Annotated in this window: 11 protein-coding genes and 1 pseudogene; 4 read left to right on the top strand and 8 right to left on the bottom strand. The window is 69.8% G+C overall.

The genetic code is table 11. The annotated features are described in order from the left end of the window. Positions 1-66: 66 nt before the first annotated feature. A complete protein-coding gene (locus NQ706_RS09180) occupies positions 67-1,656 on the top strand; it encodes a peptide MFS transporter (RefSeq protein ID WP_038569815.1) in 1,590 nt (529 codons plus the stop codon). A gap of 127 nt (positions 1,657-1,783) precedes the next feature. Here NQ706_RS09180 and NQ706_RS09185 read toward each other — a convergent pair whose 3' ends face one another. The 6 genes and pseudogenes from NQ706_RS09185 to thiM all read right to left on the bottom strand — a co-directional run bounded on the left by NQ706_RS09185 (position 1,784) and on the right by thiM (position 6,223). After that, positions 1,784-1,987 (bottom strand): low temperature requirement protein A, encoded by a 204-nt coding sequence (locus NQ706_RS09185; protein WP_200874222.1) that lies wholly within the window; start codon positions 1,985-1,987, stop codon positions 1,784-1,786. Between the two features lie 108 nt (positions 1,988-2,095). Then, positions 2,096-2,890: an aldo/keto reductase gene (locus NQ706_RS09190; protein WP_235181959.1), complete on the bottom strand. Its 795-nt coding sequence runs from the start codon at positions 2,888-2,890 to the stop codon at positions 2,096-2,098. Positions 2,891-3,230: 340 nt separating this feature from the next. Next, positions 3,231-3,404: pseudogene (locus NQ706_RS09195) on the bottom strand (transposase); the annotation flags it as partial. 41 nt (positions 3,405-3,445) lie between these two features. After that, positions 3,446-4,264 (bottom strand): bifunctional hydroxymethylpyrimidine kinase/phosphomethylpyrimidine kinase, encoded by an 819-nt coding sequence (gene thiD / locus NQ706_RS09200; RefSeq protein WP_038569820.1) that lies wholly within the window; start codon positions 4,262-4,264, stop codon positions 3,446-3,448. Positions 4,265-4,346: 82 nt separating this feature from the next. After that, on the bottom strand, positions 4,347-5,261 hold the full coding sequence (locus NQ706_RS09205) for a thiamine phosphate synthase (RefSeq protein ID WP_051806279.1): 915 nt from the start codon (positions 5,259-5,261) through the stop codon (positions 4,347-4,349). Then, the gene (thiM, locus tag NQ706_RS09210; RefSeq protein ID WP_081873765.1) at positions 5,261-6,223 is read right to left on the bottom strand and encodes a hydroxyethylthiazole kinase; all 963 of its coding nucleotides are present in this window, start codon (positions 6,221-6,223) and stop codon (positions 5,261-5,263) included. Before thiM ends, NQ706_RS09205 begins: the two co-directional genes overlap by 1 nt. 439 nt (positions 6,224-6,662) lie before the next feature. On the opposite strand from thiM, the gene NQ706_RS09215 reads away from it, so the two are divergent. Then, the gene (locus NQ706_RS09215) at positions 6,663-7,544 is read left to right on the top strand and encodes a Dyp-type peroxidase (protein WP_006945140.1); all 882 of its coding nucleotides are present in this window, start codon (positions 6,663-6,665) and stop codon (positions 7,542-7,544) included. Between the two features lie 237 nt (positions 7,545-7,781). After that, positions 7,782-8,408, top strand: a complete 627-nt coding sequence (locus NQ706_RS09220; RefSeq protein ID WP_051806281.1) for a GNAT family N-acetyltransferase — start codon at positions 7,782-7,784, stop codon at positions 8,406-8,408. Positions 8,409-8,667: 259 nt separating this feature from the next. Here NQ706_RS09220 and NQ706_RS09225 read toward each other — a convergent pair whose 3' ends face one another. Together NQ706_RS09225 and NQ706_RS09230 are read right to left on the bottom strand one after the other, a co-directional pair. Next, positions 8,668-9,555, bottom strand: coding sequence for a CPBP family intramembrane glutamic endopeptidase (locus tag NQ706_RS09225; RefSeq protein WP_051806283.1), 888 nt, complete (start codon positions 9,553-9,555; stop codon positions 8,668-8,670). 1,219 nt (positions 9,556-10,774) lie between these two features. Then, a complete protein-coding gene (locus NQ706_RS09230) occupies positions 10,775-10,978 on the bottom strand; it encodes a hypothetical protein (RefSeq protein ID WP_038569825.1) in 204 nt (67 codons plus the stop codon). Positions 10,979-11,245: 267 nt separating this feature from the next. Between NQ706_RS09230 and NQ706_RS09235 the strand changes: the two genes are divergently transcribed. Further along, the gene (locus NQ706_RS09235; protein WP_038569827.1) at positions 11,246-12,892 is read left to right on the top strand and encodes an SDR family NAD(P)-dependent oxidoreductase; all 1,647 of its coding nucleotides are present in this window, start codon (positions 11,246-11,248) and stop codon (positions 12,890-12,892) included. Positions 12,893-12,970: the final 78 nt, after the last annotated feature.

The following is a 12,970-nucleotide window of genomic DNA, read 5'->3' on the forward strand; positions in this document are numbered from 1 at the left end:
GCACCGATCGGTGCGGCCATTGCCGTCCCCGCGCACTGGTGACCGCCTACCGAAGGACGACCCACCATGGTCGACTCCCCCGCCAGCCACGGCGCGTCATCCGCGACGCCTGAGCCCGGCGCTGTGAACTCGCCCGACGTCGACGCACCCCGCGTCGCCCTCTCCGGTGGCCGCACACGGCCGTCGCTCGACGACCGCGGTTTCCTCGGCCACCCCTCCGGCCTGGGCACGCTGTTCAACGCCGAACTGTGGGAACGCTTCAGCTACTACGGCATGCGCGCAATCCTCGCGTACTACCTCTACACGGCCGTCAGCGAGGGCGGGCTCGGCATCGACCAGCCGACAGCCCTGTCGATCGTCGCGACGTACGGTGCGTCGGTCTACCTGCTCAGCGTCGTCGGTGCGTGGCTCGCCGACCGCGTCATCGGCGCCTTCCGCGCGACGCTGTACGGCGCCGTCGTCATCATGCTCGGCCATGTCTTCCTCGCGCTGCCGATCGCGGCGATGTCGTGGGTCGGCATCGCCACCGTCGCGCTCGGAACGGGTCTGCAGAAGGCGTCCATCTCGGCGGTCGTCGGGCAGCTGTACGACCGCGAGGACGGCCGTCGCGACGCCGGTTTCTCGATCTTCTACATGTCGGTGAACATCGGCTCGTTCTGCGCGCCGTTCGTCGTGACGTTCCTCAAGGACAGGTGGGGTTTCCACGCCGGATTCTCCGCCGCGGCTGTCGGCATGGCCTTCGGGCTGATCGGCCTGTTCGTGTTCCGCAAGCACCTGCACGGCGCAGGAACGAACCCGACGAGCCCGCTCACCGCGGCCGAACGCGGCACCGTCATGCGACGCGTGGGGCTCGGCGTCGTCGGCGTCGCGGCCGTCGCCGCGATCTGCTTCGCCCTGTCGGGGACGACGGCGAACGGCGTCATCAACACCGTCACGGTGATGTCCGTCATCGCCGCGGTCGGCATGTTCGCGATGATGTTCAAGAGCCCCAAGGTGAGCGCCGCCGAACGCCGCCACCTGCAGGCGTACGTGCCGTTGTGGATCGGCGCCGCGCTGTTCTGGATGATCTTCGAGCAGGCCGCGAGCAAGATGGCCGCGTTCGCCGCCGAGCGCACCGACCTCGGCTCGATCTTCGGCATCAAGGTGAACGCCGAGTTCTTCCAGAGCGTCAACCCGCTGTTCGTCGTGGCCCTCGCGCCCGTCTTCGCCGCGATGTGGCTGCGCCGCGCCGGCAAGTTCCCGAGCACCGGCGCGAAGTTCGCGTTCGGCGTGCTCATGGCCGGCCTGTCGTTCGTGCTGCTCGCGTTCTACTCGAACCTGTGGCCGCACGGCCCGACGGCGCCGATGTGGGCGCTCGCGAGCGTCTTCGTCGTCCAGACGATCGGCGAACTGTGCCTGTCGCCCGTCGGCATCTCCGCGACGACGAAGCTCGCACCCGCCGCGTTCACGACCCAGGCGATGGCGCTGTGGTACCTGACGTCCGCCGTCGGCCAGTCGGCCGCCGCGCAGGCCATCCGCCTCATGGAGGGCCTTGGCGACACGACGTTCTTCCTGACGCTCGGCCTCATCACCGCCGGCTTCTCGCTCGTCCTCATGGCCCTCGTGCCGTGGATCGGGCGCCACATGCGCGACGTCGAAGCCGTCAAGACGGCGTGAACAATGCGTCGTGACGACGCGCTGAGCTGACGCCTCACTGAGGTGACGCCGGAGACGCGCAGGAGGGGCAGGTGGATGACCACCTGCCCCTCCTGCGCGTTACGTCGACATCTGCGAATCTGGCTCTTCAGAGTTGAGTGTGGGCGCGCCGGTTGGGTCGGGTAGCTGGGGAAAGGTGGGGACGCCACGAAACGTCGTCCCGCACCAGCCGGGTCAGCTGCGCCATGGCGTACACGAACACCAGGTCGAAGAACAGCTCTAGGTTGCCCACCGACCCGCTGCCGCTGTCCCGCGCGGCGGCCTCGCTGCCCGGCTCAGAGTTCTCTGACATCCGCGAAATCATCCCCTTTCAAGCCCGGCAACTCCCACCCTCACCGACGGTGCTGCCGCGCTGTCCGGAGCGCTGCCCGGACTGACCGGGCTGCGCGCCTGGGCAGGATCACAGCATTTCTAGTGGTCGCGGTCCGCTCGGCGGCGGAAACGCTCGATCCAGAGCATCCAGGTCTTCGCGGGTCAGCTCCACGTCCAGTGCTGTGGCGTTGTCGCGCACATGCTGCGGGCTGCTCGCCTTGGGGATCGTGCAGAGCGAGTCGCGGCGCAGCACCCAGGCGATGGCCGCCGCCGCGGCGCTGACGCCGTGACGGGCCGCGACGTCGTTCAGCGTCGCGTCCTGAAGGATGCGGCCCTGCTCGATCGGCGAGTACGCCATGACCGGCAGCTGGTGGTCGGTGCACCACGGCAGCAGGTCGTACTCCGGTCCTCGCCGCGACAGGTTGTACAGCACCTGATCCGTGGCCAGCCCGCTGCTGCCCGGCACGTCCCGCAGGTCGGCGAGGGCCCGGTGGTCGAAGTTGCTGACGCCCCAGTAACGGATTTTCCCGTCCTCGACCAGCTGTTGGAAGGCCGCGACCGTGTCCTGCAGCGGGTACCCGCCCTGCCAGTGCAGCAGGTAGAGGTCGACCCGATCGGTGCCCAGGCGTTTCAAGCTGCGTTCGCAGGCCGCGATCGTGCCGGAACGGGAGGCGTGGGACGGCATGACCTTGCTGACCAAGAACGCCTCGTCACGGCGACCCGCCAATGCTTCACCAAGCACCTCCTCCGCGCCGCCGTCGGCGTACATCTCGGCGGTGTCGACCAGCGTCATGCCCAGCTCGAGGCCGGCGTGCAGCGCGGCGACCTCGTCGCGGCGGCGGCCGGGGTCCTCTCCCCAGCCCCAGGTGCCCTGGCCCAGCACAGGGATGAACTCCCCGCTCGGCAGCGTTATTCGCCGCATCCGCGATAACTTCCCTTCTGGTTGTGCTGAGGTGGGACGTGGGCTGAGATCCTCGAAGGGCCAGCGCGTCCCCGGCCAGTGCTTGCGGTACCGAGGTGCCGGGTGTCGAGCCGGTCATTAGCCCCGCCTGCGCCATGTGGCGTACCGGGCTGCTCACGAGCGGTTTCCGGCGCCGGTGGGCTGGTCGGCCTGACTGAACATTACCGGAATGGCGGAACAGAAGGCCCGGAAGTCATCGGGTGAGCGGCTGGTGACCAGGTTCCCGTCTCGGGCCACCCCCATGGTCCACCAGGTTCGCCCGGTCGAGGCCGCGGTGGCGGTAGTCGTTGCGTTGCACCACTCGTCCGGGGCTGGGCTGGCGGTATTCGGCGCCGACCACCGCGTCAGCGTCCGCGAAGAGGAGGGCGTTGAGCATGGTCTGCAACAGGCTGCGCATCATGTCCGGCGAGGCCTCGGTGAGCAGCTCGCGAAGAATCGCAGATGGGTACGGTGCTCTGACAGCTGCCGACCGTCACGTCACCACCAGGCGTGGAAGTGGTGGACGGGGCCGTGGCCGTCGCCGCGCCCGACGTCGAGGTCGCCACTCGCGGCGAGCGCCTCCGTCACGTATTCCTTGGCCTCCCGCGTCGCCTGCGCCCACGAATCGCGTTGCGGCCGGAGTGCCGTCATCGCCGCCGACAGGGTGCATCCGGTGCCGTGCGTGTTGCGCGTGTCGATGCGCGGCGCGCTCAACCGGGCGGGCTCGTCGCTCTCGGCGGGGACAAGGAGGACGTCGTCGCTCTTCGCGCCGCCGCCATGGCCGCCCTTGAGCAGCACACCAGACCCGAGGGCGACGAGGGCGCGCGCGACGTCATCGCTCGCCTCGCGTGGCGCGTCGTCGAGATCGAGCAGGACGGCGGCCTCCGCGAGGTTCGGCGTGATGACGTCGACCTCGGGCACGAGACGCTCGCGCAGCGCGGTGACGGCGTCCTCGTCGATGAGCCGGTCACCGCTCGAGGCGACCATGACAGGGTCGAGGACGCGCGGCACCCCGCGCAGCGCCGGGTGGTCGGCGAGCACGTCAGCGACGGTCTCGATGACGGCCGCCGAACCCAGCATGCCGATCTTCAGCGCGTCGATGCGGACGTCGTCCACCAGGTTCTCGAGCTGCGTGCGTACCTGCTGCGACGTCATCTGCGTCACCGCCGCGACGCCCCGCGTGTTCTGCGCGACGACGGCCGTCACAACAGCGCACCCATGCGTGCGCAGGGCGCCGAAAGCCTTGAGATCAGCCATGATTCCCGCACCGCCGCTGGGGTCGGTGCCGGCGATCGTCAGGACGTTGGGGGTGCTCATGTCAGAGCCTCTCGGCTCGCGTCAGCGGAACGTGGTCGCGCCCACCGGCCGCAGCAGCCCTGGGGCATCCCTCGCCGGGGTGTCATGCCGGGCCCGCGTGGTCGGGCCGCTCGAGCTCGAGTGCGCCTCGGCCGCCGTCGACCGGGCGGACTTCGGCGAGAGCCTCGTCGAGTTCGCTCCGCAGCGCCTGGGTGGCGGCGAGCGGATCGGGCTGCCCGCAGATCGCCGACACGACGGCGACGCCCTGCGCGCCGGCGGCCACGAGCGCGCGCAGGTCCGGCAGCTTCACCCCGCCGATGACGACGTTGGCGAACCCGCCGGCCCGTGCCGCGTCCGTGATGGCGCCGACGCCGTCAAGCCCGAGCGGTTGCGCTGCGTCCGGCTTCGTCGGCGTCGCACGGAACGGCCCGATGCCCAGCAGGTCGACGGTGCCACGCGGCAACCTCGTTGCAGCAGCGACCTGTTCGAGGTTCGACACCGACCAGCCGAGGTGGAAGCCCTCACCGACGACACGGTCGGCGAGGCGCCGCGCCACGACAGGATCGAGGTCACTCTGGCCGAGGTGCACGCCGTCAGCCCCGACGGCGAGCGCCACGTCGAGACGGTCGTCGACGACGACGCGGACGCGCCGTGCTGTCGTCGAGGACGAGATCGGGGTCGCCGCCGCGGCCATCTGCTGGCCGGCACCCGTGGGCGAGTCTCGCTCGACGCGCGGGGCGGGGCACTCTTCGTCATGTAGGCCAGCCGATCGGCCACCAGCGGCCCGCGGCGTCGGCGTCTGCGCGACGGCGGGATGCGCACCCAACGCCGCAACGGCGTCGATGACCCGCGTCGTGAGAGAGCACAATTCGCGGGTCGAAGCGTCGTGGTCGCGGATCTGGATCATGTCGACACCACCGCGCGCAGCAGCCTCGGCCGTCTCGACGACACCGTCGGGCCCGCCACACAGCGCCGTATCGGTGACGAGGTACAGCTCGACGCCGCGCCCGTCCGACATCACGACGCCACTCGCAGATCGAGCGTCGCTGCGACGCTATCGCCCTCGAGGCGCGCCAGGGCGTCGAGGAGTTCGACCGCGAACGAACCCGGGCCGCTCGCCCAGTGCGCGGCGTCCTCGGCGGCGAGCGTCATCGTCGCGGTCGCGGCGGCGGCAGCGAGCTGCGCCGACCCGGCGACCGGTAGGTAGGCCGCGACGAGCGCTCCGAGCGCGCACCCGACGCCCGTCACCTTCGTCATGATGGCGTCGCCGTTGCCGATGCGCACCGTCGGTGCGCCCGGCGCGACGACGGCATCGACGGCACCGCTGACGGCGACCGCCCCGCCCGTGCGCTCCGCGAGTCGCGACGCTGCCGCGAGCGTCGCGTCGACGTCGTCACCGGCGTCGACCCCGCGTCCCGCACCCTGTTCGCCGGCCAACCCGAGCACCTCGGAGGCATTGCCGCGGATGACGGCCGGGGCGTGTTCGAGCAGGTCGCGAGCGAGCTGAGTGCGCACCGGCAGGGTGCCGACCGCGACCGGGTCGAGGCACCACGGGCGCCCGGCCTCGGCGCGCGCGGCAGCCGTCGCGCGCATCGCCTCGGCTGTCGCCGCCGTCACGGTGCCGACGTTGACGAGCAACCCGTCCGCGATACCGGCGAAGATCGGGCCCTCCTCGAGCGAGTCGACCATGGCCGGCGACGCTCCGACAGCGAGCAGCACGTTCGCCGTGAAACCGGTGACGACGGCGTTCGTCATGCACTGCGTGAGCGGTGCGGCGTCACGTACGGCGTCGATGACGCGCCCGATCGCTTCGGGGGTGATGGCGAGCGCCTGAGCTGACGCGTCCGTGCCCGCCTCGTGCGCCGCGTCGGGGGACTGTGCGTCGGGGCGGCTCCTGCCGCCGCTCCTCTGGCTGGCGCTGCGTGTCGCGTCGCTCGACGCGCCTGGGGTGTGGTCGGGCTCGTTCGTGGGCGCAGTCATCGTGCGTCTCCTTCCTCCGCCGGCATGATCCGGATCAGGTGTAGGCACCCTCGTGAAGAGGATGCTGGCGGTCGGCTTGCGCCTCTCAGCCGTGATGGCTCCCGCGGGACGACCCCAGCTTCGCAGATGACGTACCCCGCGTGGGCGTCGTGCCCCACGGACGCAGGTGCGGAACGTCGATGGCGTGTGGACGTGTTCGCCCGGCCAGCCCCACCGCCGTACCCGTACCTCCCCCTCGCGCGTCACGACGCCGAGCGAGAAACACACCGCGCCCATCACAGTCCGTCGCGCAGCACGCGTCAGCACCGACGAGCCCGTCGCGTCATCACCCCAGGAAGTTCGCGTGGGGCCTGGCGGCAACGGTCACCTGCGCCGCCCCCAACGGGTGGGTCACGTAGCCTGGTGGCAGATCAGCCACCCCGCGCGCGAGGAGTCAGACATGCCCCAGGCCCAGATCGGCATCTTCGTCGATGGTGCGACGTCGAGCGAGTACGTCGAGTTCGAGGTCGAGCCCGGCTCGCTGACGAAGCTGTCGCAGCTGCTGCCGCTGTTCGAGGCCGAGCAGGACGACGTGGGCGTCAATTTCGTCGTCGGCGTGCGGCCGTCGCTGATGCAGCAGATCGCCGCCGATCACGCCCCCGAGAACGTTCATGACTTCGACACCGACGTCGTCGGAACCGACGGGTACGTCATCCCCGGTACGCAGCGCGACCTCGTCTTCTGGGTGTTCGGCGGCGCGCGCGACAAGGTGTTCGACGCGACGCGTCACCTCATCTCGTTGACGCGCCAGGTCGTGCCCGGCACACGCGTCGTCGACGAGACGGAGGGCTGGGTCTACCAGACGAACCGCGACCTCACCGGTTTCATCGACGGCACCGAGAACCCGACGACGATCGAGCAGTACGACGAGGCCATCGTCGCCGACGGCAAGCCGGGCGCCGGCTCGAGCGTGCTGCTGCTGCAGAAGTGGCCGCACAAGCAGGCGAAGTGGGAGGCCCTCTCCACGGAGGAGCAGGAGAAGGTCATCGGCCGCTCCAAGGTCGACTCGATCGAGATGGACCCCAAGCCCGAGACGTCGCACGCCGAACGCACCGACCAGGACGACTTCGGCCACATCGTGCGCCGCAACATGCCGTTCGGTGACGTCGGCGAGCACGGCACGATGTTCGTCGGCTTCGCGTGCGAGCAGAAGCGCCTGCACGACATGCTCGAATCGATGGCCGGCGTCGGTGACCACCCGCGCGACGAACTGACGAAGTACTCGAACGCCGAGACCGGCTCGTACTACGTCATACCGCCGGTCGATGCGTTCAAGGGCTGACGGCGATCCCTCGTCGTCGCGCCCGAGAGCGGGCGGCTGATCGAAGACGGGCGCAAGATGGCGACTAACTCACGAGTAGGCAGGCATCCACGTGCCTACTCGTGAGTTACCCGCCACGCTGCGACCTGCAGCAGGCCCTGATGTGCGAACCCGACGCGCGGGGTATCCCGGCACCCCACGCAGAACCCACCCGAAATCCGCGCGACACGGTACGTCGAGCACGCCTAGGCTCGGACGATGACGAACCCCGCCGACCTCGAACCGATCCCGGTGCCGCGCCTCGAGCGTGACGGTGTGGTGCTGCGCGCCCACACGATCGACGACGCCGACGAGGTGACGCGACGTGGCGCCGACCCGCTCGTCCAGCGGTGGACGACGACGCCCGCGAACTACACGCGCGACATGGCGCTCGAGTTCGTCACGCGCATGACGGGGCCGAGCCGCGACGCGATCTGGTGGGCCATCGAGGTCGACGGCCGCATGGCAGGTTCGATCGACCTGACGACGTGGGGGCGCGGTTTCTCCTACGGCGCGGCGAGCGTCGGTTTCGCGCTCAGCCCCTGGGCGCGCGGGCGGGGCGTGATGACGCGCGCCGTGGCGGCGGCCGTCGAGTATGGCTTTGACTCGCTGGGCCTCGACACCATCATCTGGGAGGCGTACGCGGGCAACGTCGGCAGCTGGAGAGCAGCCTGGGGCAACGGCTTCCACGAGTTCACCTACATCTCCAGCCTGCTCGTGGGCAAGGACCGCCTCGAGGACGCCTGGCACGCCGTCCTTCGGGCCGACGAACCGCGAGAGCCGCAGGGCGATTGGCACCTGGCGATCGAGAACTCCACCACGCCTCGACACCAGCGAGGCCTCTGAACGGCCAGCCCCGCCCCCGCCAGGCGCGGCCTGCTCCCCGACGTGACACACCTGCGATTTTCGTCCACATTCGGCATTCGCCAGTGCCCGACGACGATCGCAGCGTCGCGCCCGCCGGGCGTCATGGCTATCGGGCGAGCTCACCGGCACGTCACGCGGAGACGAAAGCGCCGATGACGTCGCGCACCTGCCGCCCCGCGACGAACAACCGCGGCGAATGTGGACGAAAATCGCAGATGCGGACGCGTATCGCAGCTGGTCACAACCAGCGGCCGACCTGTTCGTGCTGCGGGCCGGGGAGACGTCGGACGGGGGTCTTCCAGTCGACGCCGTACTGCTTGCCGACCCACCACCACAGCCACGCCGTGATGCCGAAGATCAGCGGCAGCGAGAACAGCAGCGCAGCAGGGTTGACGGCGCCCTGCTCGAGCGAGTTCGGCGTCAGTGGCGCGAGCAAGAACGACATCGTGTTGTTCGCCGCATGCACGAGGATCGCCAGTTCGAGGCCGCCGGAGCGCCACACCAGCGCTCCCATGCACAACGCGAAGCAGGCGATGTCGATCTGGCCGACCCAGTCATACCCGTGGCCGAGCATGAACAGCGGCACGGGCAGGATGATGCCCCACAGCGGCGACTTCAGCCACGTCCCGAGCGCCTGCTGCGGCATGCCGCGAAACAGGTACTCCTCGCCCGCGCACTGCAACGGCGTCAGCACGAGGATGATGACGTACGACGCGACGAGTGACGCCGAGAGAGGCGGCACCGTCAGTTCGTCACGGCCGAACAGCAGAGGCGGCACGAGGATCACGAGGGCATAGATCGGCACGACGACGCGCGCAGCGCGCCCCAGCAGACCCCAGCGGAATCGCCCGAACACCGAGTGGATCGACCCGCGACGCCCCGCGCCCCACCACGACGCGAGCACGACGATGGGGACGAGCGCAGCAAGCGGACCGAGCATCGCCATCAGGTCGGCCGGGTTGCCACCGTCCTCGAGGCTCTCGCTCGCAGCGGGCAGGCCCAGGCCCTCCCATGCGAGCACGACGACGCCCAGCGCGATCATCATGACGATCGTGACACCGAACGCCACACCCAGCATCGCGAAAGGACGCCACCATTGCGCGACGCGCCAGTCGATGCGTGCCATGCGGTGATACGGCAACGGCTTCGGTTGCTCGAACGCCCACGCCGGGGGTGGCTTGCGCGGACCGGCTTGCGCTGCAACGGGATACGCAGCGCCGGTCGACGCCGGCGCCAACAACACCCCAGGCGGATACTGAGGCTGCGGAGCTGACGGCTGGGACCAACCAGCCGGCGCAGGCGCACCCGAAGCTGCGGGCCGGGGAGCTGACGGCGGGGGCCACCCGCCAGGGGCAAGCGCTACAGCCTCGGGAGCCCCTGGCGCCGGGGGAGGCGACCCTATCGATCCTGTGGGCGGCAGTGACCAACCGTGCGGCATGGGTGCGCCTTCGTGCCATGCGTTGGGCTGCTGCTCCGTCGGCGCCGCGGCGTCGCTCGCGGAAGCTGCCGACGTGTGCGCCCGGGAATCCGGCGCGGGCGAACCCGGAACCGACGCCGGGGTCTGGCGCGGTCGCGGGGGAACGTAGCGCCAGGCGTCGTCGTCTGGATGGGTGCGTTCGTCGGTCACGACGCCTACTGTGTCACGCGTCGATGAGGGTGCGCTGGGCACCATGACACGACGCGGTGAGCCGGCGCTCGGCCTTACGACATGAGATGGCAGGGGTCGTGCGGTGTCGTCGTATGGCTCGGGTGACCCGTCCCCCACCGTTCACACGCTGCACACCGTCTACTGGGCACAGCCGATCGATGACGGCCTGCGCCACGACGCCGGCGAATGCCGCGCCCATGAACACGGGGAGCGCGACGTCAGGCCGCGCGTCGTCAACACGACGGGGGCATTCACGGGAGCCCTGTCGGCCGTGCCCGTCAACAACGCGGACGGCGCGACGGTGGGCCACCCGTCATGCAAGCCCGCCGTCGGACGATCTGGTCGTGCCCAGCGAGCGACTGCTTTCTGACGCCGCACCACCCCCCGTCACCTCGTCCGACGGCTAACAGAGACGGCGCACCTTGAGACACCCGGCCCCACCTGCGAATTTCGTCCACCTTCGCAATTTCCCTCCACCTTCGCGAACCGCGTCCCCATGTGCGCTTCTCGGTCACATCTGCGTTTTTCGTCCACGTTCGCGTCGTCGCCCCCGTCACGAATGCGGACGAAAATCGCAGATGGGTACAGGCCGGCGGCGCCAAGAAGACGAGCGTAGGGGGACACGCCCCGGCGGCCGAGCCGGCCACGCCAGGCCGATTTCACCGCGCGGACGACACCCGGCGGGCGGCGCCGAACGTCAGCCCTGCGAACCGCGCCACAGGCGCATGGCGACGACGAGCGCCCCGACGAGCGCCGCAGCCATGAGGCACACCGCGACGGGGTGGGCGCCGGTGCTCGCCATGCGGATCAGGACGACGGCCATGACGGCCAGCGAGATGCCGACGCCGAGCGTCACGATGAGTCGTTCCGCGAGTGAGATCTTGCGGTGTTCGTGGTTCATCGTGCACCTTTCACCTGCCGACCTCGCGTTCAGCCGAACGCCCCCGAGGCCCTGCGCGCCGACCTCCCCCGAGCTCATCATCCCCACCCTATCTGGACGTCTGACTGAATTTCCGGACATCGCCTCCAGACACGCCGACCCCACCGCCACCCGCCCCGCGAAAGCACCGCCGGCTCCGGTCATGGCGGGGCAGAGTCTCACGGGGAGGCACACCCACCCATGAGGGCAGCGCCGGCTCGCCTCACCGGCAACCTCTAGAATCACGGCGTGAACGAACAGCCCGCAGAGGACGACGACGCCCGTGACGACGCGTCCGTCACACCTGAGCAGGAACAGCTGTTCGCCGAGACCGCGATCGATGCCGAGGACATGGCGACGACGTTGCGCGTCATCGGGATGCTGCACGAGCTGCCCGCGGGCCACCCCGACATCGAGACGGTGAAGCGCGCCGCGGGCACGATGTACAAGCGGGTGCGCAAGACGCGTCGCGCGGAGGCGAGAGCTGCTGAGCTCGGCCCGTTGCGCGAGCAGGACGCGAAGGTGCTGGCGTCGACGGCGACGGGTTCGCCGCTGCGCATCGACGACGAGACGAAGGGAATCCCGTTGACGTCCAACGTCATCGGTGAGGTCGCCGGAGAGCTCAACACGCCGCGCGGGTGCTACATCTGCCACGCCAAGTACACGACCGTCGACGCGTTCTATCACTGGCTGTGCCCGAACTGCGCGGCGATGAGTCACGCGAAGCGTCACCAGCGCGTCGATCTGCGCGGCAAGCGCGCCCTGCTGACGGGCGGTCGCGCCAAGATCGGCATGTACATCGCGCTCATGCTGCTGCGCGACGGCGCGCACCTGACGATCACGACGCGTTTTCCCCGCGACGCTGCGCGTCGTTTCGCGGAGCTCGCCGACTCACCGGAGTGGATCGATCGCCTCAAGATCGTCGGCATCGACCTGCGTGACCCGACGCAGGTCATCGCCCTCGCCGACGAGGTCGCGGCCGACGGCCCGCTCGACATCCTCATCAACAACGCGGCGCAGACGGTGCGTCGCTCGCCGGGAGCGTACTCGAATCTCACTGCGGGAGAAGAGCTTCCGCTGCCGCGCGACGTCCAGCTGCCGCAGATCGTCCAGTTCGACCGCATCAGTGACGCTCACCCCGCGAACCTCGCCGGCACCCTCGCGGCCTATCAGCACACCCACGCCACTGACGAAGCCGAGCCCCAGCCCGACGCCGGACGTGACGTCCACGCGCCCGGCGTCACGCCCGCGGCCGGCCCGCTCAACCCGTCCGACGCTCACGACCCGGCCCGCAGCGCGGCGGCGATGACGTCGCTCGCTCTGTCGGCGGGTCAGGCGAGCCTCGAGGCGCATCAGGCGGGTACGGCGGTCGACGCGGGTGGCCTGTTGCCCGACGTCGTCGACACGAACAGTTGGAAGCAGAAGGTCGAGGAAGTCGATCCGCTGGAACTCCTCGAAGTGCAACTCTGCAATTCAACAGCGCCGTTCCTGCTCGTCAGCCGTCTGCGCCCGGCGATGCGTGCGGCCGTCGCGCGGGGGGCGCGGCGCGCGTACGTCGTCAACGTCTCGGCGATGGAGGGGCAGTTCTCGCGCCGTTACAAGGGCCCCGGCCACCCCCACACGAACATGGCGAAGGCGGCGCTCAACATGATGACGCGCACGTCGGCGGGCGAGATGTTCGCGACCGACAAGATCCTCATGACGGCCGTCGACACCGGCTGGATCACCGACGAACGCCCGCACCACGAGAAGCTGCGCATCGCCGAGGAGGGCTGGCACGCGCCGCTCGACCTCGTCGACGGCGCCGCCCGCGTCTACGACCCGATCGTCATGGGCGAGAACGGAATCGACCAGTACGGCGTCTTTCTCAAGGACTTCGCCGAGCACCCCTGGTGACGGGGGCGCTCAGGCGGAATCACTCGTCCGCCGGGCAGGGGCAGGCAGATTCTCGTCACCCACGCCCTCTGTCGCGAA

Origin of the sequence: Dermacoccus sp. BD5, from assembly GCF_044878485.1 — a bacterium.
Lineage (GTDB): Bacteria > Actinomycetota > Actinomycetes > Actinomycetales > Dermatophilaceae > Dermacoccus > Dermacoccus nishinomiyaensis.